Source organism: Streptomyces sp. SYP-A7185 (assembly GCF_046103685.1).
In the GTDB taxonomy this organism is placed as follows: Bacteria; Actinomycetota; Actinomycetes; order Streptomycetales; family Streptomycetaceae; genus Streptomyces.
This window is the reverse complement of sequence record NZ_CP122310.1, coordinates 492102-512843: the sequence shown is the minus strand read 5'-3', so window position 1 is coordinate 512843 and position 20742 is coordinate 492102. Positions and strand designations below refer to the sequence as shown.

Below are 20742 nucleotides of genomic sequence, written 5' to 3'. Positions count from 1 at the left end.
AGTCAGTTGATGATCCTTCAGGGAAAGCGGGTCGCCCTGCCCCCGGCGCCCGTCGTCCACCGCCAGTTCGAGCACCACGCGCGGGCCACCCCCGACGCCGTCGCCGTCCTCTGCGCCGGACAGCAGGTGACGTACGCGGAACTGAACGCGAAGGCGAACCGGTTCGCGCACTACCTCACCGCGCGGGGACACGGGCGGGGCGCGAAGGTCGGGGTCTGCCTCGACTATTCGATCGACATGGTCGTCGCCATCCTCGGCACGCTGAAGGCAGGCGCGGCCTACGTACCGTTCGATCCGTCCTACCCGGCGGCCAGACTGCACCTGCTGCTGGACCAAGTCCCCGGCCTCACCCTGATCGTGGCCTCCCCGGCGACGACCGCCCTGGTCGAGTCGGCGGCCGTCGAAGTCATCGACCTGGAGCAGCTGGCCGGCCACCTGGCGGGCCTCGCGCCCACCGACCCCGACTGCGCGGTCACCGGGGACGACGTGTGCTACGCGGTCTTCACCTCCGGGTCGACCGGCACGCCCAAGGTGACCGCGGTGCGGCACGAGGGCTGGTTCAACCTGCTCAACTGGCTGATGCTCGAATACCGCCTCGACCACGCGTCGCACCACCTGGTCGTCAGCGCGTTCGGGTTCGACCTCTCCCAGCGCGCCCTGATGATGCCGTTGTTCTGCGGCGCCACCCAGCATTTGATGCCCAGCCGGAACTTCGACGCCGCGATGGCCCACCGCATGCTGGCCCGGCACGACATACGCGTGGTGCACTGTGCGTCCAGCACGCTGTACCTCCTGGTGGACTGGGAGACCGCGCGGGGCGGTGACGCGCTCGCCGGGCTCGACTACGTGCTCTTCGGCGGGGAGCCGCTGCGCGTCGAACGGCTCGCGGACTGGGCCCGGCGTGCGGACACCACCTGCACTCTCCTGCACCAGTACGGCGTCGCCGAGTGCACGGACGTCGCGACGTCGTACGACCTCGCCGGCCACCGGCCCGGCACGCATGACATCGCACCGGTCGGCACGCCGGCCTACAACACCGACATCCACCTACTCGACGAGCAGATGCGCGGCGTCGGGGCGGGGGAGTACGGCGAGATCTACATTGCCGGGAGCAGTGTCGGCGCGGGCTACCTCAACGGCACGGGCCCCGAATCCGAACGGTTCACGACGGCCGTGATCGACGGAGTGCCGTGCAGGCTGTACCGCACGGGTGACCGCGGCCGGGTGGACGAGGCCGGCCAACTCGTCGTCGCGGGGCGGATGGACGCACAGGTGAAGGTGCGGGGCATGCGCATCGATCCCACCGACATCGAGCGCGCGCTCGGCAGGCTGGACGGCGTCCGGGAGGCCGCCGTGGTGGTCGGGAGCACGGACTCCGGCGAGGCCGAACTGGTCGCGTTCATCGTGCCGGCGGATGAGGAACTTGCCGAGCACGACGTGCGGACCCGTCTCCTCGAGACGCTGCCGCGGAACATGGTTCCCGCCCGCTTCGTCACCGTCGGGCGGCTCCCGCTGAGCCCGCACGGGAAAGTGGACCGCGCGGCGTTGGCCGATGAATTCAAGAACAAGCACCAGCGCAAGCACGAGAACAAGTACTCGGACAGCGGCATGACGGCATAGTCGACGGACCTTGCTGACGAACGAGAGGGCTGTGTGATGATTGCCGACCAGGTCCGCGGCATTTGGTGCCGGGAACTCCAGTGTGACGACCTTTCGGTCGACGACGATTTCTTCGCCCTGGGTGGCCAGTCCGTGATCATGGCCAAAATCCAGATGGCTTTCATCGAGGAGCTGGGCGTCGAGGTTCCGGTGGACCAGATGTACCTCAACCCGACGGTGGCCTCGATTTCCGCGTACATCGAATCCATGGGCGCGGAAACTCACTAGCGTCAGGCGATTGCCGCGTAGGGGATCCACCAAACCACTTGGTAAGAGAGGCGCCATGTACGACATCATTGTCATAGGTGCCCGGTGTGCGGGTTCGCCGGCGGCCATGTTGTTCGCCCGGCAGGGGTACCGCGTCCTGCTCCTGGAGAAAGCGCGATTTCCGCAGGACACACTGTCCTCGCACTACATCCACCAGCCGGGCGTGGCCCTCCTGGGCCGGTGGGGGCTGCTCGACACACTCCGTGCCACGGGCTGCCCGCCGATCGACCGCGAAAGCTACGAGGGCCCCGGCGTCCGGCTGGAGGGCTTCTCCCTGCCGGTCGACGGCCATCGCACGACCTATGCGCCGCGGCGGTTCGTGCTCGACTCGATCCTCGCGGAGGGTGCCGTGGCGTCCGGCGCGGAGTTCCGGGAGAACTGCGCGGTGACCGACCTGGTGTTTGACGGTGACCGGGTGGCCGGGGTGCGGTACACGACCCCCGGCGGCGTCGAGACGACGGAGCGGGCGCGGCTGGTCGTCGGCGCGGACGGCATGCGCTCGCTGGTGGCCCGCAAGGCCGGTGCGCGCAACGTCATCGAGCACCCGCGCATGAGCTGCGTCTACTACAGCTACTGGGCCGGGGTCCCCGCCGGCTTCGAGGTGTACGAGCGGCCGGGGCGCTGGATGGTCGCCGCCCCCACCCACGACGACCTCACGCTGATCATGACGTACTTCCCGCAGGACGAGTTCCCCGAGGTCCGCAAGGCAGCGGAGTCCGCCTATCTCGAAGCCGTCCGCTCGACGAGCCCCGAGCTGTACGAGCGGATGACGGCGGGTGAGCGCGTGGAGCAGATGTACGGCACGGGTCATCAGGAGAACTACTTCCGCACGGCCCGCGGGCCCGGGTGGGCGCTGCTGGGTGACGCGGTGCACCACAAGGACTCCATCACCGCCCGCGGCATCACCGACGCCTTCCTCCAGGCCCGGTCCCTCACCGAGCACATAGGGGAGCGGCTGCACGACGAGGCGGCGCTCGCGCAGGCGCTGGACCGCTATGAGGAGGACCTTGAGGACACCTTCTCCGGCGTCTACCAGGGTGCGCTCAACGTGGCCGAACTCAAGCCGGAGGGGCGCACGGAGATCCTCCGGAAGCTGGTCGGTCACCAGGAGCTGATCGACCGGTACTTCTCGACGGTGTCGGGCGCGTGTTCCTTCGACGACTTCTACAACGCCGAGCTTCTGGCAGTACTCGATCAGAACTGAGCGGCGGATTGCTCCTTGGTAGCTCTATCGATGTGGAGGAACAATGATCCCGTTGTCGTTCGCGCAGCGCCGACTGTGGTTCGTGGACCGGTTCGAAGGCCCTTCGCCGACGTACAACGGCGCTTTCGCCCTGCGGCTGACCGGTGAACTGGACGCGGACGCGCTGGAGTCGGCGCTCCGCGACGTCATCGACCGGCACGAGGCCCTCCGCACGGTGATCGTCGAGGACGACGGCGGCGTCCCGCACCAGCAGGTGCTGCCCTCCGGGCGCAGCCCTTTTGCCCTGCCGGTCGTGCCCGTCGCCAAGGAGGAGGAGCCGGCGGCCGTCGACGAGGCGGCCACCGCGACCTTCGACCTGGCCGCCGACGTGCCCATCCGCGCCAGGCTGCTGCGGTGCGGACCGCGCGACCACACCCTGGTGCTGGTGATGCACCACATCGCCGTGGACGGAGAGTCCTTCGGCCCGCTGTTCCGTGATCTCCTGATGGCCTACGAGGCCCGCACGGAGGGCCGGGCCCCCGCGTGGGAGCCCCTGCCGGTGCAGTACGCGGACTACACGCTGTGGCAGCGGGACATGCTCGGCGACGAGTCCGACCCGCACAGCCTGGCGGCCCGGCAACTGGAGTACTGGCGGCAGACCCTGGCCGATCTGGCCCAGCCGCTGGCGATACCCACCGACCGCCGGCGCCCGAAGACGATGAGCCGCCGCGGCGACATGGTCCCGTTCTCGATCGGCCCGGATCTGCTCCGGGCCGTGGAGGAGCTGGCCGCGCAGGCGGACACCACCACGTCCATGGTCATGCACTCCGCGCTCGCGGTCCTCCTGCACCATCTGGGCTGCGGTGACGACGTGCCCATCGGCGCACCGATCGCGGGACGCACCGACGAGGAACTGCGCGACCTCGTCGGCTTCTTCGTCAACACCTGGGTACTGCGCGTCGACCTCTCCGGAAACCCGACCTTCCGCGCGTTGCTCCAGCGGGTGCGGGAGCGGGCCCTTGCCGCCTACGACCACCAGGACATGCCGTTCGAGCGGCTGGTGGAGCTCCTGAACCCGGACCGGTCCACCGCCTACAACCCGTTCTTCCAGGTGATGCTCGCCTGGCAGCCGCCCGTACCGGACATGGATTTCGCCGGTCTGGACGCGCGGGCCGAGCGCCTGGAGACCCGGACGGCCAAGTTCGACCTGTTCTTCGACCTGATCCCGGACGGCTCGGGCGGGGCGCGGTGCCGGCTGGAGTACGCCACCGATCTGTTCGACAGGGGAACGGCCGAGGACCTCGCGGACCGGTTCGTCCGCGTCCTTGGCCGGCTCGTGGCCGACCCGGGGCACGGGATCAGCGGCATCGACGTGCTCGACGCGGCCGAGCGGGAGCGGGTGCTCACCCGGTTCAACGACACCGCCACGGCTCTGCCCGACCTGACGATCCCGCAGCTGTTCGAGAACCAGGTCGCCGCGACCCCCGACGCCCCGGCGATCGTGTGCGCGGACCGCACCCTGACCTACCGGGAGCTCGACGAGCGGGCGAACGGCCTCGCGCGGGAGCTGATCCGGCGGGGTGCCGGTCCGGAGGACCTGGTGGTGCTCGCGCTGCCGCGCACGCAGGACCTGGTGGTCGGCCTGCTCGGCATCCTCAAGTCCGGCGCCGCGTACCTGCCGATGGACCCGCAGTACCTCGGCGGGCGAGCGGAGACCGTGCTGGCCGAAGCGGCGCCGCGGTTCGTGGTCACCGACACCCGGACGGCGCCGGACCTGCCGCCGAACGACATGGCGGCCGTCCACCTCGACCAGTACGCGCAAGGGGACCGGCCCGAAGCGCCGTCGGACGCCGTGGGCCGGATCCCGGCGCCCGGTCCGGACAATCTGGCGTACGTCATGTACACCTCCGGCTCCACGGGCAAGCCGAAGGGCGCCGCGATCACCCACCGCAACGTCGTCAACGGCGTGCGGGAGCTGGTGCGCGTCCTGGACGCGCCGCCCGGGTGGCGGATGCTGGCCGGCACCTCGGTCAACTTCGACGTCTCGGTCTTCGAGCTGCTGACCACCCTGTCCACCGGCGGCACCGCAGAGGTGGTGCCCAACGCACTGGCGCTGGCCGAACGGGACTCCTGGGACGGCCACGTGATCAGCGCGGTCCCCTCGGTGATCGGGGAACTGGTCGGCCACCTGGACAAGGCGGCGGACGTGCGCACGGTCGTCTTCGCGGGCGACGTGCTCCCGGCCCGGCTGGTGCGCGAGGTCCGCGCGGCCCTGCCCGGCGCGCAGATCGTGAACTCCTATGGCCAGAGCGAGAGTTTCTACGCCACCACGTACTCCCTGACGGCGTCGGAGGACGAGGCGGGCAGCGAGGTCGCGCCGATCGGCACCCCGCTGGGCAACATGCGGTCCTACGTGCTGGGCCCGGGACTCGCCCCGGTGCCGCAGGGCGTGGTCGGTGAGCTGTACGTGGCGGGGACCTGCCTGGGCCGCGGCTACCACGCCCGCCCGGACCTGACGGCCGAGCGCTATGTGGCCGACCCCTTCGGTCCGGCGGGCGGGCGGATGTACCGCACGGGTGACCTGGCCCGCTGGAACGCGGCCGGTCAACTGGAGTGCGTCGGCAGGGCCGACGGCCAGGTGAAGGTGCGCGGCTTCCGCATCGAGACGGCCGAGGTCGAAGCCGCGTGCATGCAGCACCCCGGGATCAGCCAGGCCGTGGTGATCAGCCGGGAGGCGCCCTCGGGCGGACGGCGGCTCGTCGCCTACGTGGTGCACGCCGGGACCGGCGGCGTCGGTGACGACGGCGCCGGCGGGATCGGGGACGTGGATGTCCTGGCCGGTGCCTCGGCGGCCGAACTGCGCAAGTTCGTCGCTTCGCGGCTGCCCGACTACATGGTGCCGTCGGCGTTCGTGGCCCTGGGCCACCTGCCGCTGGGGCCCACCGGCAAGCTGGACCGTGCGGCGCTGCCCGAACCGGAGTTCACCGGCGAGGCCTACCGCGCGCCGCGCACCGAGGCCGAGGCGGTCATCACCGCGGCGTACGCGGACGTGCTTGGCGTGGAGCGGGTCGGCGCCGACGACGACTTCTTCGCCGTGGGCGGCGACAGCCTGCGCTCTCTCCAGGTGGTCGCCCGGGCCCGGGCCCGCGGCCTGGAGCTCACCACGCGGGAGGTCTTCGAGTGCCGCACGGCGGCCCGCCTCGCCGAGGTGGCCACCGCCCGCCGGGAGCGGGTGCCCGTACTGGCCGAGGACGAGGGCGGCGGCGTCGGCCCCATGCCGTTGCAGCCCGTGGCCCGGCAGGTGTTCGAGCACGGCGGCGGGATGGACCGGTTCGCCATGGCGATGGCGCTGGAGCTGCCCGTCGGCATCGACGCGAGCGGACTGGCCGCCACGCTGGACGCCGTGCTCGACCGGCACGATCTGCTGCGCGCGCGGCTGGTGCGCGGCGGCGAACCGTCCCTGGACGTGCGCCCGCCGGGTACCGTGCGCGCGGCCGGCCTGATCCACCGGGTCGCCTGCGACGGCCGGTGGGAGGAGCCTGCGTCGCTGGCGGCGGGGAAGGCGGAGCTGGACGCCGCGGTCGGGCGGCTGGACCCTGCGGCCGGGACCATGGCGGACTTCGTGTGGTTCGTCCCCGAGACGGGTGCGGGCCGGCTGCTCGTCGTCCTGCACCACTTGGTGGCCGACGGGGTCTCCTGGCGGATCCTCATGTCCGACTTCGCCGAGGCGTGGCAGCAGATCCGCTCCGGGCGGACGCCGGAGCTGCCCGCGGTCGGGACATCGGCCCGCCGCTGGGCGTCGGCGCTGGCCACCGAGGCACTCTCCCCGCGGCGGGAGGCGGAACTGGCGTACTGGCGGGACATGCTCCAAAGGCCCAACCCCCCGCTGGGCAGCCGGGCGTTCGACCCGGCGGTGGACCTCATGTCCACCGTCGACACCGTACGGGTACAGCTGTCCGCCGAGGTCACCGAGGCGGTCCTGACCCGGCTCCCCGCGGCCTTCCGGGGCACCGGGACCGATGTGCTGCTCGCCGCGCTCGCCCTGGCGGTGGACCGGTGGCGCGGCGCCGACCGCTCGACCCTGGTCCGGCTTGAGGGACACGGCCGCGAGGAGGACGTCGTCCCCGGGGCCGACCTCTCCCGCACCGTGGGATGGTTCACCAGCATGTACCCGGCGCGGGTCGACGTGAGCGCAGTGGACCTGGCAGACGTACTGGCCGGCGGCCCCGCGGCCGGTGAGGCGATCAAGCTGGTCAAGGAGCAGCTGCGCGGGGTCCCGGACAAGGGCGTGGGCTATGGCCTGCTGCGCTATCTCAACCCGGAGACCGCCCCGCAGCTCGCCGGCTACCCGGCGCCGCAGATCGGGTTCAACTACCTGGGGCGGATCTCCGGCGCCGACGTGCCCGAGCACCTGCGCGCGGAGGGCTGGGGACCGGCGTCCTGGTCCGCCGACCTGCTCCCGCTGCCCGACCCGGACCTGCCCGCGCTGTCCGCGCTCGAGGTCAACTCGGTAGCCACGGACACCGCCGACGGCACCCGGCTGCAAACCGTCTTCATGTTCCCCACCGGGGTCCTCTCCCGTGAACGGATCGCCGAGCTGGCCGAGCTGTGGGTCGCGGTGCTCGACGGCATGACCGCGCACGCCACCCGCCCGGAGGCCGGCGGGCTCACCCCGTCGGACGCGCCGCTGGTCGCCGTGCGGCAGGACGAGATCGAGCAGTGGGAGAAGCGCTACGGACGGCTGGCCGAGGTGTGGCCGCAGTCACCTGGGCAGTCCGGGATCCAGTTCCAGGCCGCGGTCGCCGACGGCTCCTTCGACGTCTATCACATGCAGTTCGTGCTGCATCTGTCCGGACACGTGGACCCCGCGCGCATGCGGGCGGCCGGCCAGGCGCTCCTGGAGCGCTATCCGAACCTGCGCTCGGCGTTCTTCACCGCGGCAGGCGGCGATCCGGTGCAGGTCGTGCCGGAGCACGTCACCGTGCCCTGGCGGCACCTCGACCTGACGGGCCTGGGCGAAGCCGCGCAGGACGCGGCGCTGGACAAGGCCCTGGCCGATGACCGGGCCGACCGGCTCGACCCCAGCAAGCCACCGCTGTTCCGCCTGGCTCTGCTCACCTGCGGGCCGCAGCAGGCCAAACTCCTCATCACCGCGCACCACACCGTGTTCGACGGCTGGTCGTCGCCGCTGGTGTTCAAGGACCTGATCCAGCTGTACGCCGGGGCCGGGGAGCTCGCGCCGGTCCGCAGTTACGGTGACTACCTGGCCTGGCTGTCCACGCGGGACCGGAAGGCGTCGACCGCCCGGTGGGCCGCCGAGCTCGCCGGATTCGACCAGCCGACCCTGGTGGCTCCCCACGCTCCCCTCCAGGAGGCGGCCACCGCCCTCGGGCGGGTCGAGGTGCCGCTGACCATCGACAAGGGGCGTGATCTCGCCCGGCGTGCCGCGGAACTCGGCGTCACGCTGAACACGCTCCTGCAGGGCGCGTGGGGGATTTTGCTGTCGAAGCTGACCGGGCAGCAGGACGTCGTGTTCGGGGCCGCCGTCAACGGCCGCCCGGCGGAGCTGCCCGGCTCGGACGAGATGGTGGGCCTGTTCGTCAGCTCCCTTCCGATCCGGGTGTTCTGCCGGCCGGACCGCAGCGCGGCCGAGGTCATCACCGCGTTGCAGGACCGGCAGACCACGCTGCTCGACCACCACTACTACGGGCTGGCCGACATCCAGCGCGAGGTCGGTCTGCCCGCCCTGTTCGACACGATGATCGCCTTCGAGAACTACCCGGTCGACCGCGAGGGCATCGTCGACGCGAACACCTCGGCGGGCTTCACGATCGACGGCATCCGGCCGTTCGCGGGCTCGCACTACCCGCTCAGTCTCAACTCCGCCGACCCCTACCTGCGCCTGTCCCTCGACTACCAGAACAACCTCTACGACCGCGAGGCGGCCGAGGTGATCGCCGCCCGGCTCGTCCGGGTGCTCGAACACGTGCGTGCCGACCCGACGGTCCCCGTCGGAGCCATCGAGGTGCTCAGCGACCAGGAGCGGGAGTGGTCGCTCGCGCAGGTCAACGACACGGCGCACGCCGTGGCCGAGGGCAGTCTGCCCGCCGCGTTCGAGGCCCAGGTGGAGCGCGGCCCCGACCGCGTCGCACTGATCGGTGAGCACGAGACGCTGACCTACGGTGAGTTCAACCGGCGGGCCAACCAGCTGGCGCACTGGCTGATCGAGCGCGGCGCGGGACCCGAGCAGGTCGTCGCGGTGCGCGTCCCGCGCTCCGTGGACCTGCTGGTGGCGCTGTACGCGGTGGTCAAGGCGGGGGCGGCGTATCTGCCCGTGGGCACCGATCTGCCCGAGGAGCGGGTGCGGCACATGCTGGAAAGCGCGCGGCCGCTGCTGGTGCTCGACGAGCAGCTCCCGGACGTGTCCGGCCAGCCCTCGGACAACCCGGATCGCACGCTCCGCCCGGACAACGCCGCCTACGTCATCTACACCTCCGGATCCACCGGCCGCCCCAAGGGCGTCCAGATCTCCCACCGCTCGATCGTCAACCGGCTGCGCTGGATGCAGCATCAGTACGGGCTCACTTCTCGGGACCGGGTGCTCCAGAAGACGCCGTCGTCGTTCGACGTGTCGGTGTGGGAGTTCTTCTGGCCGCTGCACGAGGGCGCGGCACTGGTCGTCGCGGAGCCCGACGGACACAAGGACCCGGCGTATCTGGCCCGGTTGATCCGCGAACAGTCCGTCACCACCTGCCATTTCGTGCCCTCGATGCTCCAGGTGTTCCTCACCGAACCGGCCGCCGCCCGGTGTGCCGAACCGCTGCGCCGGGTGTTCTGCAGCGGTGAGGCCCTGTCGCGCGAGACCGCGACGGCCTTCGCCCGCACGCTGCCGGCCGTCGAGTTGCACAACCTGTACGGCCCGACCGAGGCCGCCGTCGACGTCACGCACCACGCCTGCGTCCCGAAGGGCTCCGGCCCGGTGCCGATCGGCGTGCCCATCTGGAACACCCGGGTGTACGTGCTGGACGCGGCGCTGCGCCCGGTCGCGCCCGGCGTCGAGGGCGAGCTGTACCTCGCCGGGACCGGGCTCGCGCGCGGCTACCTCGGCCAGGCCGCGCTGACCGCGGACCGGTTCGTGGCCTGCCCCTACGGAGAGCCCGGAGCCCGGATGTACCGCACCGGCGACGTCGTGCGCTGGAACGGGGACGGCGAACTGGAGTACGTCGGCCGCACCGACTTCCAGGTGAAGATCCGCGGATTCCGTATCGAACTGGGCGAGATCGAGAGCCAACTGGTCGGTCACCCGGCCGTACGGCAGGCCACGGTGATCGCCCGTGACGACGCCGCCGGTGGCCGGCAGCTGGCCGCGTATGTGGTGGCGGACCCCGAGACGGCGCCGGGGGTGTCCCCCTACCTCGAACTGGAGGAGGCCGGGCGGCTGGCCGGCGTCGAACTGCACGAGTTGCCCAACGGCATGCTGGTGGCAGGGCGCAACAAGTCGAACATCGCATACCTCTACGACGAGATCTTCCGGCGCGGCGAGTACGCGCGCGGAGGGGTGAGCGTCGACGACGGCGCGTGCGTCGTCGACGTGGGCGGCCACGTGGGCATGTTCGGGCTGTGGGCCGGGACGGTGGCATCCGGCGTGCGGGTGTACGCGGTCGAGCCGATGCCGGAGTCGGCCGAGTTCTACCGGATCAACGCACGGCTGCACGGACTGGACGCGGTGGTGGCCGACTGCGGCATCTCGGATGCCGCGGGACGCGCGGAGTTCACCCACTACCCCGAGATGTCGATGATGTCGGGGCAGTTCGCGGACGAGGCGACGGAACAGGAGACGCTGCGCAGGGTCATCGCCAACGAGCGCGGCGCCGACGCGGCCGAGGACGATCAGCTGAGCGACCTGCTGGCCGACCGGCTGGCGAGCACGCGCGTCGACGTGGAACTGCGCACCGTGTCGCAGGTGATCCGGGACAACGCGCTCACCGCGGTGGATCTGCTGAAGGTCGACGCGGAGAAGAGCGAACTGGCCGCCCTGCGGGGGATCGAGCCCGAGCACTGGCCGATCATCCGCCAGGTCGTCGCCGAGGTCCACGACGTCGACGACCGGGTCGCGGTCGTGACGAAGATGCTGGAGACCAAGGGGTTCCAGGTCATCGTGGAGACCCCGCAAGGGCTTGAGGGAACGGGGATGTGCCAGCTGTACGCCACCCGCGGCGCCCCCTCCGCGGCCCCGGTCCCGGCCGCCCCGGCGCCCGCCCGGTGGTACAGCCCGGCCCAGCTCGTCCGCGACGTGCGCGCCCACCTGGAACGGCAGCTGCCCGACTACATGGTCCCCGCCCATCTGATGGTCCTCGACCGCATCCCGGTGACGTCGAACGGCAAGGTCGACCGCGCCGCGCTGCCCGCACCCGACCAGGCCGAGGTCGCCACCGGACGCGGGCCGCGCACCCACGAGGAAGAGGTCCTCTGCCGGCTGTTCGCGGAGCTGCTCGGCGTGGAGGAGATCGGCATCGACGTCGACTTCTTCGCCGCCGGCGGGCATTCGCTGCTGGCCACCCGGCTGACCGGCCGGATCCGCAATGAGCTCAACGTCGACGTGAAGGTCACGACGGTGTTCCGCAATCCGACCGTCGCCCAGCTCGCGGAGCAGATCAAGAAGCTGGCCACGTCGAAGCGCCCCCAGCTGCGACAGATGACCGTACAGGAGTAGCGTCGATGATCCCGTTGTCCTTTGCCCAGCGTCGGATGTGGTTCCTCCACCGCCTGGAGGGCCCGTCCGCGACCTACAACATCCCGTTCGCGCTGCGCCTGGACGGGACGCTGGACACGGCGGCCCTGGCCGCGGCGGTGACGGACGTCGTCACCCGGCACGAGAGCCTGCGCACCCTGGTGGCCGAGAACGCGGACGGCACCCCGGAGCAGCGGATCCTGTCTCCGGACGAGGCGGACCTGCACTTCCGGGTGGTCGAGGTGACCCCGGAAGCGCTGGACGAGGCGATGCGCGAGGCGGTGAGCGAGAGCTTCGACCTGGAGGCGGAGTGCCCCTTGCGGACCTTCGTCTTCCGCCTCTCCCCGCAGGAGCACGTCCTGACGTTCGTGTTCCACCACATCGCCGCGGACGGGGCGTCGATGGCGCCGTTCCTGCGGGACCTGGTGTCGGCGTACACCGCCCGCCACCGAGGGAGCGCGCCCGAGTGGACACCTCTCCCGGTGCAGTACAAGGACTACACGCTGTGGCAGCGGCAGCTGCTGGGCGACGACGGGGACCGGGAGAGCGTCGCCGCACCCCAGTTGGCGTACTGGCGCCAAGAGCTGGCGGAGGTCCCGCAGCCGGTGCGCCTGCCCCTGGACCGGCCGCGGCCGCCGACGGCCGGCTATAGCGGCGGCCACGTCGACTTCCTGCTCGAACCCGACCTGGTCGCCGGTCTCGGGAAGGTGGCCGCGGAGCGCGGCGCCACGGCCCCGATGGTGGTCCAGGCCGCACTGGCGGTCCTGCTGCAGAAGCTGGGCGCCGGCGAGGACGTGACGATCGGCAGCCCGATCGAGGGCCGCACCGACGAGGCACTGGCCGATCTGGTCGGGTTCTTCGTCAACACCTGGGTGCTGCGAGCCGACCTGTCGAAGAACCCCTCGTTCAGCGACCTGGTGGAGCAGGTCCGCGACAAGGCGCTCGCCGCGTACGACAACCAGGACGTGCCGTTCGAGCGGCTGGTGGAACTGCTCAATCTGGAGCGTTCCACCTCCTACCAACCGCTGTTCCAAGTGATGCTGGCGTGGCAGTTCGTGTGGCCGGAGATCGAGATGCCGGACCTGCGGGCCACCCTCGCCCCGGCGGGCACCGACAGCGCGAAGTTCGACCTGTTCTTCAACATCGTCCCCGAGGCGTCCGGGCGCGCCTTCGGGCGGCTTGAGTACGCCGCGGAACTGTTCGACCACACCACGGCCGTCGACATCGTCGACCGGCTCGTACGCATCCTGGGACAGGCCGTCGCCGAACCGGACGTCCGTCTGGGGGACGTGGACGTGCTGTCGGCCGGGGAGCGGGAATGGCTGGTGCGCGGGGTCAACGACACCGCGCATCCGGTGGCCGAGGGCACGCTGCCCGCCGCGTTCGAGGCGCAGGTGGAGCGGGATCCCGACCGCCTGGCGCTGATCGGGGAGCAGGAGAGGCTGTCGTACGCGGAGTTCAACCGGCGGGCCAACCAACTGGCGCACTGGCTGATCGAGCAGGGCGCGGGCCCCGAGCGGCTGGTCGCGGTGTGTGTCCCGCGCTCCGTCGACCTGATGGTGGCGATCTACGCGGTGGTCAAGGCGGGTGCGGCCTACCTGCCGATCGACACCGACCTGCCCGAGGACCGGGTGCGCCACGTCCTGCAGAGCGCGCGGCCGCTGCTGGTGCTCGACGAAGCGCTGCCCGATGTGTCCGACCGCCCGACGGCCAACCCGCCGCGTGAGCTGTCGCCGGACAACGCGGCCTATGTCATCTACACCTCCGGGTCCACGGGTGGGCCGAAGGGCGTGCAGGTGTCGCACCGGTCGATCATGAACCGGCTGGCGTGGGGGCTGGCGCACTTCGCTGTCACGGCCGAGGACCGGGTGCTGCTCAGCACGTCGGCGAGCTTCGACGTGTCGGTGCCGGAGCTGTTCGCGCCCTTGCAGGTGGGTGCGTCCGTGGTGATCGCGCGTCCCGATGGCCGTCGGGACCCGGCGTATCTGGCGGAGCTGATCCGGCGTGAGCAGGTGACGGGTGCGGACTTCGTGCCGTCCTTGCTGGAGGTGTTCATCACCGAGCCGGCGGCCAAGGAGTGCACCAGTCTGCGCTGGATGGAGGTCGCGGGCGAAGCGTTCCCGGCCGCGCTGGCCAACAAGGTCGCCGGCGTGCTGCCGGGCTGTGGGGTGCACAACCTCTACGGGCCCACCGAGGCCGCGGTGGAGGTCACCGCGTGGCAGCACGTGCCGGGCCTGGACCGGGTGCCCATCGGCGCGCCGGTGTGGAACACGCAGGTGCACGTCCTGGACGCGGCGCTGCGCCCGGTGGCGCCGGGAGTGTCCGGCGAGCTGTACCTGGCCGGCGCCGGTCTGGCCAGGGGCTATGTGGAACAGAGCGCGCTGACCGCGCACCGGTTCGTCGCCTGCCCCTACGGCGCTCCGGGAAGCCGGATGTACCGCACCGGTGACGTCGTGCGGTGGAACAAGGACGGCCAGGTCGAATACCTCGGGCGGACCGACCACCAGGTCAAGATCCGCGGATTCCGCATCGAGCTGGGCGAGATCGAGCAGGCGCTCGCGGACCATCCCGGGGTCGCGCAGGCGACGGTCGTGGTGCAGGAGGACCAGCAGGGCGACAAACGCCTCGTGGGGTATGTGGTGCCCGACCCGGCCGCCGCGGTGGCCGACGCCGACGCCGAGGTCCAGACGGACGAGTGGCGCCAGGTCTACGACGACACCTACCGGGCCTCGCAGGACCAGGCATGGGGCGAGGACTTCCAGATGTGGACGTCCACCTACGACGGTGAGCCGATCCCGCGCGAGCAGATGCAGGAGTGGCGGGACGCGGCGGTGGCCCAGGTGCTCAGGTTCGCGCCACGCCGGGTCCTGGACGTGGGTGTGGGTGCCGGACTGCTCCTCGCGAAGATCGTCGGTGAGGTCGAGGAGTACTGGGGCACCGACATCTCGGCCCCGGTGGTGGACCGGGTGCGGGCACAGGCCGAGCGGGCCGGCCACGGCGAGCGGGTCCGGCTGAGCGCCCAGGCCGCCGACGACCTCTCCGGGCTGCCCCGCGGCCACTTCGACACCGTGGTGCTGAACTCCGTGGCGCAGTACTTCCCGAGCGCCGAGTATCTGGACCGGGTCCTGTGCAACGCCCTGGAGCTGCTCGCGCCGGGCGGCCGGGTCATCGTCGGTGACGTCCGCAACGCCACGACGCTGCGGCTGCTGCTCACCGCGGTGCAGCGTGCGGCGCACCCGCACGCCTCGTACGAAGAGCTGCGGACCATGGTGGAGAAGGAGCTGCTCGCCGAGCGGGAGCTGGTGGTGGCCCCGGAGTGGTTCACCGAGTGGGCGGCGGACCGTCCCGTCGGGGTCGACATCCGGATGAAGCCCGGGCAGGCGCACAACGAACTGACCCGCCACCGCTACGAAGTGGTCCTGCACAAGCAGCCCGTCGACGTCCAAAGCCTGGCCGACGTGCCGTCGGTGCCCTGGGGCGGGCAGCTGTCCGTCCTGTCCGACCTGGGCACGCTCCAGGAGCGGGTGGGACACGGTCCGTTCCGGGTGACCGGCATCCCCAACGCGCGGCTGGCCGAGGAGGCCACCGTGGCCGTCGCGGCCGGTCTCCTCGACCCGGCGCGCATGTCCGCAACCCCCGTCGACCCGCACGAACTGCTCACCTGGGCGGGCGAGCACCACCGCCAGGCGATCCTCACCCCCTCGGGTGAGGACGTGCGCCACTTTGACGCGGTGCTGCTGCCCGAGCGGCAGAGCGCACCGCCGCGCGTCGTGGGCACGTTCGTCCCCGGCGCCGTCGGCCGGCGGGCCCGGGCCAACGCCCCGGTGCTCGCCAAGTCGATCGGCCCGCTCCTCGCCGGACTGCGCGAATACCTGCACGGTCGCCTGCCGGACTACATGGTGCCCACCGCGGTCGTACCGCTGTCGGAGATACCGCTGACGCCGAGCGGAAAGCTGAACCGCAGGGCACTGCCGCCGCCGGACTACGCGCAGGGGTCGACCGGCCGGGCGCCGCGCACCGAGCGCGAGGAGACCTTCAGCGCGCTGTTCGCCGAAGTGCTCGGCCTGGAGCGGGTCGGTGTCGACGACGACTTCTTCGCCACCGGCGGGGACAGCATCCGTTCCATCCAGGTCGTCGCGCGGGCCAGGTCGCGCGGCGTGACGGTCAGCACGCGGGAGGTCTTCGAGCACCGCACGGCCGCCCGCCTCGCGGAACTGGTCGAAGGACGCGAAGAGGAGCAACTGCCGGTCCTGGCCGAGCTGCCCGGTGGCGGCGTCGGCTGGGCTCCGCTGCCTCCGATGGCCGCGCACGTCCTGGACCTCGGCGGTCCCCTGGGCCGGTTCTCCATGTCCGGGATGCTGGCCCTGCCCGCGGGCATCGACCGGGCGGGCCTGGTCGCGACGCTGCAGGCCGTGCTGGACCGGCACGATGTGCTGCGCTCCCGGCTCGACCGGGAGACGCCGGGCCTGTCGATCGAGCCGCCGGGCCGGCTGGACGCCGGCCTGCTGCTGCGCGAAGTCCCCTACGTCGAGGCCGAGGTGCATGCCGAGCTGGACGCGGCCACCGACCGCCTCGACCCGGACGCGGGCGTCATGGCGCAGTTCGTGTGGTTCACCTCCGGCACGGACGGGGGACGGCTGCTGATCGTGCTGCACCACCTGGTCGTCGACGGGGTGTCGTGGCGCATCCTGATACCGGACCTCATCTCGGCGTGGCAGCGGGTGCGGGACGGCCACGCCCCGGAACCGGCCAGGACGGGTACCTCCTTGCGCCGGTGGGCCCATGCCCTGGTCGAGGAGGCGGCCGGTGCGGAGCGCGCGGCGGAACTGCCGGTGTGGCAGCGGATCCTGCGCGCGGAGGAGCCCGTGCTGGGAGCGCGCGAGCTGGACCGCACGCGTGACGTCGCGGCCACCGTCGACACGGTGGTCGTCCGGATCCCGGCAGACGTCAGCCAGACCCTGCTGACCACGCTGCCCGCGGTGTTCCGCGGCGGTCCCGACGACGGGCTGCTCGCCGGGCTCGCGCTGGCGCTGGCCCACTGGCGCCGCACGCGGGGCGTGCCCGGATCCTCGACGCTGGTCCGGATGGAAGGCCACGGGCGGGAAGAGCACGTGGTGCCGGGCACGGATCTGTCGAGCACGGTCGGCTGGTTCACCTCGCTGTATCCGGTGTGCCTCGACGTGGCCGGCATCGACGTGGCGGACGCCCTCGCCGGCGGCCCCGCCGCCGGCCGGGCGCTCAAGGCCGTCAAGGAGCAGCTGCGGGCGGTGCCGGACCACGGCATCGGCTACGGCCTGCTGCGCCACCTCAATCCCGACGCCGCCGCCGCGCTGGCCGCCGAGCCGGAACCGCAGATCGGCTTCAACTACCTCGGCCGGGCATCCGGCGCGGACATCCCCGAGGAGCTGCGCGATCTGGGCTGGGCGCCGGACGCCACGCATCAGGATCTGATCGCGGCCCCCGACGGCGACATGCCCGTCCTGTCGGCGCTGGAGATCAACGCGGTGGCCCTGGACACCCCCGACGGCGAGCAGCTGACCGCCTACCTCGGCTTCCCGACCGGTGTGCTCTCCCGCGAGGAGGTGACCGAGCTGGCCGGGCTGTGGGTGCGGGCGCTGACCGCCCTGGCGCGGCACGCCACGTCACCCGGCGCCGGCGGGCTGACGCCGAGCGACGCACCCCTGGTCGACGTGGGCCAGAAGGAGATCGACACCTGGGAGGCGCGGCTCGGCACGCTGACGGAGATATGGCCGATCACCCCGACCCAGTCGGGGATCCTGTTCCACTCGATGCTGGCCGGGACGTCGTTCGACCCCTACCACATCCAGCTGGTGTTCCAGCTGTCCGGCGAGGTCGACCCGGAGCGGATGCGCCGGGCCGGGCAGGCCCTGCTGGCGCGCTACCCCAACCTCCGAGCCGCGTTCGTGAACCGGGCCGACGGCGAGTTCGTCCAGGTGGTGCCCGCGGAGGGCGTCACCCTGCCGTGGCGGTACCTCGACCTGACGGCGGCCGGCGAGGCCGAGCGGACCGAGACGTTCGAGCGGTTCCTCACCGAGGACCGGGCCGCCCACTTCGACGTGGACACTCCGCCGCTGCTGCGGCTGTCGCTCGCCGTTCTGGAGCCCGGCCGGGCCGAGCTGGTGATGACCGTCCACCACGTGCTGTCCGACGGCTGGTCCGCGCCCCTGCTGATGCGGGACCTGCTGCTCCTGTACGCCTCCCACGGCGACGCGTCCGGGCTGCCCGCCACCCGCAGCTTCGGCGAGTACCTGGCCTGGCGCGCCGAACAGGACCAGGACGAGGCGGCGCGGGCCTGGGCGGCCGAGCTGGCCGGGGTCGACGAACCGACCCTGCTGGCCCCCGGAGCCGCGGACGGCGACGGCCTCGACCAGATCGAGTTCAGCGTCCCGCCCGAGCTCTCGGGCGAGTTGAACGCTCGCGCCGCCGCGCTGGGCGTCACCATCAACACCCTGATCCAGGGCGCCTGGGCGCTCCTGCTCGGCCGGCTCACCGGCCGCCAGGATCTGCTGTTCGGCGCCACGGTCTCCGGGCGCCCGCCCGCGGTGACGGGCGTGGAGTCGATGGTCGGCATGTTCATCAACACGCTGCCCGTACGCGTGGAGTACACGCCCGGCGACACCCTCGCCGAGGTCATGACGCGGCTTCAGCACCGGCAGGCCGGATTGATGGAGCACCACCACTACAGCCTCACCCAGATCCAGCAGTCCGTCGGCCTGCCGACCCTCTTCGACACGCTGGTGGTCTTCGAGTCCTATCCGGTCGACCGGGAAGGCATCGGCGCCGCGACCCGGGCCGCGGACGGGATCGCCTTCACCGGCCTGCGGCCGACCAACGGCACCCACTACCCGCTGGCCCTGATGGCGGCGGCCGACACGCACCTGGAGTTCCTCCTCCAGTACGCGCCCGGTGTCTTCGACCGGGACACCGTCCAGGCCTACGCGACACGGTTCCTGCGGGTCCTGGAACAGCTGGCGGCCACCCCCGAGCTGAAGGTCGCACGGCTCGACGTCCTGGAGCCCGCCGAACGCGACCGGCTCCTCGTCGAGTTCAACGACACGGCCGCCCCGACCCCGGACGTCACGATCACCGGCCTCGTGGAGGCCCAGGCGGAGCGCACCCCGGACGAGGTCGCCGTGGTCGCCGAGGACATCTCGCTCACGTACCGCGAGGTGATGGCCCGCGCCGACCGCCTGGCCCGCGAACTGGCCGGCCGCGGCGTGGGCCCGGAGTCGCTGGTCGCGGTCTCGCTGCCCCGGTCGGCGGACCTGGTGGTCGCGCTGCTCGCGGTCCTGAAGGCCGGCGGGGCGTATCTGCCGGTGGACCCCAGGTACCCGAGCCACCGCCTGGTGCCCATCTTCGACGAGGCGCGCCCGCACCTCATCCTGACGGACAGCGCGACGGCCGGGGTGCTGCCGGAGCACGACGCCCCGGACGTCCTTCTCGACACGCTCGATGTGTCCACGCACGCCCCGGCCCTGGACCGTCCGCTGCACGCGGGCCAGTTGGCCTACGTGATGTACACCTCCGGCTCCACGGGCAAGCCCAAGGGCGTCGCCATCACCCACGCGAACGTGGTCAACGGCGTGCTGCGGCTGGCCTCGCGCACCGGAATGGCAGCGGGCAAGCGTCTCCTGGCGGGCACGTCGGTCAACTTCGACGTCTCGGCGTTCGAGATCTTCACGACGCTCGCCGTCGGCGGTGTCGTCGAAGTCGTCCCGGACGTGCTGGTCCTGGGCGAGCGCAAGGGCTGGAGCGGCAGCGTCATCTCCACGGTCCCGTCCGCCTTCGCCGAACTCGTCGACGAGATCGCCGGGCGCACCAGCGTGGAAACGGTCGTCTTCGCCGGCGAGGCCCTGCCCGCCACGCTCGTCGACAAGACGCGGGAGGCCTTCCCGGGCGTACGGATCGTCAACGCCTACGGGCAGAGCGAGTCGTTCTACGCCACCACCTTCACCGTCGACGGCGACACGGCCGGCTGGACGGGCAGCGCACCCATCGGCACCCCGCTGGGCAACATGCGCACCTACGTCCTTGGCCCCGGACTCGCTCCGGTCCCGCCGGGCGCGGTCGGCGAGCTCTACGTCGGCGGGAACGTGGGCCGCGGCTACCACGGCCGCTCCGCACTGACCGCCGAACGCTTCGTCGCCGACCCGTTCGGGCCGCCCGGCGCCGTCATGTACCGCACCGGCGACCTGGCCCGCCTCGACGACGAGGGCCGGCTGGAGTACGTGGGCCGCGGGGACGCGCAGGTCAAGGTGCGCGGCTTCCGTATCGAGCCCGCCGAGGTCGAGGCCGCGCTCACCGCGCACCCCGGCATCACCCAGGCCGCGGTCATCGCCCGCGACGGGCGCGGCGCCACCGCCCGGCAACTGGTCGCGTACGTCGTGCCCACTGCCACTGCCACTGCCACCGGCGACAGCAGGCGGGCCGACGACCACCACGGCCCGCAGACCAAGGAACTGCGCTCCTTCGTCTCGCAGCGGCTGCCGGACTTCATGGTGCCGTCCGCCTTCGTGGTGCTCGAGCGGCTGCCGCTGGCCCCGAACGGCAAGCTGGACCGGGCGGCGCTGCCCGACCCGGAGTACACCACCGCCCCCTACCGGGCCCCCCGCATCCCCCGCGAGGAGATCCTCGCCCGGTTGTTCGCCGAGGTGCTCGGCGTGGAGCGGGTCGGCATCGACGACGGCTTCTTCGAGCTCGGCGGGCACTCCCTGCTCGCCACCCGGCTGATCAGCCGGGTCCGCGCCGAAATGGAGATCGAGATACCGATCCGCAAGATCTTCGACCTGCCGACAGTGGCCGCGCTCGCCGCGTGGACGGAGGAATCGACTGCTCCCCGTCGCCCCAGCCTGCGCAAGATGTTCACAGAGGAGTAGGAGAA

5 protein-coding genes are annotated in these 20742 nt (G+C 71.8%); all 5 read left to right on the top strand.

Annotation, left to right across the window (positions count from 1 at the left end; genetic code table 11):
* Positions 1-9: 9 nt before the first annotated feature.
* From QBL25_RS02160 to QBL25_RS02140, 5 genes are read left to right on the top strand one after another with little or no spacing between them, the layout of a single operon-like run.
* Positions 10-1620, top strand: a complete 1611-nt coding sequence (locus QBL25_RS02160) for an amino acid adenylation domain-containing protein (protein WP_409055229.1) — start codon at positions 10-12, stop codon at positions 1618-1620.
* A gap of 36 nt (positions 1621-1656) precedes the next feature.
* Positions 1657-1887, top strand: coding sequence for a phosphopantetheine-binding protein (locus tag QBL25_RS02155; protein ID WP_409055228.1), 231 nt, complete (start codon positions 1657-1659; stop codon positions 1885-1887).
* Between the two features lie 55 nt (positions 1888-1942).
* On the top strand, positions 1943-3130 hold the full coding sequence (locus tag QBL25_RS02150) for an NAD(P)/FAD-dependent oxidoreductase (RefSeq protein ID WP_409055227.1): 1188 nt from the start codon (positions 1943-1945) through the stop codon (positions 3128-3130).
* Between the two features lie 43 nt (positions 3131-3173).
* Entirely contained in the window at positions 3174-11822 is an 8649-nt protein-coding gene (locus QBL25_RS02145; RefSeq protein WP_409055226.1) for an amino acid adenylation domain-containing protein, read from the top strand.
* Between the two features lie 5 nt (positions 11823-11827).
* Positions 11828-20737, top strand: a complete 8910-nt coding sequence (locus tag QBL25_RS02140) for an amino acid adenylation domain-containing protein (RefSeq protein ID WP_409055225.1) — start codon at positions 11828-11830, stop codon at positions 20735-20737.
* Positions 20738-20742: the final 5 nt, after the last annotated feature.

What these genes read in the sequence shown, in the direction of transcription:
- QBL25_RS02160 (WP_409055229.1), top strand. Translation starts at nt 10, where the DNA reads ATGATCCTTCAGGGAAAGCGGGTCGCCCTGCCCCCGGCGCCCGTCGTC.
- QBL25_RS02140 (WP_409055225.1), top strand. Translation starts at nt 11,828, where the DNA reads ATGATCCCGTTGTCCTTTGCCCAGCGTCGGATGTGGTTCCTCCACCGC.
- QBL25_RS02155 (WP_409055228.1), top strand. Translation starts at nt 1,657, where the DNA reads ATGATTGCCGACCAGGTCCGCGGCATTTGGTGCCGGGAACTCCAGTGT.
- QBL25_RS02145 (WP_409055226.1), top strand. Translation starts at nt 3,174, where the DNA reads ATGATCCCGTTGTCGTTCGCGCAGCGCCGACTGTGGTTCGTGGACCGG.
- QBL25_RS02150 (WP_409055227.1), top strand. Translation starts at nt 1,943, where the DNA reads ATGTACGACATCATTGTCATAGGTGCCCGGTGTGCGGGTTCGCCGGCG.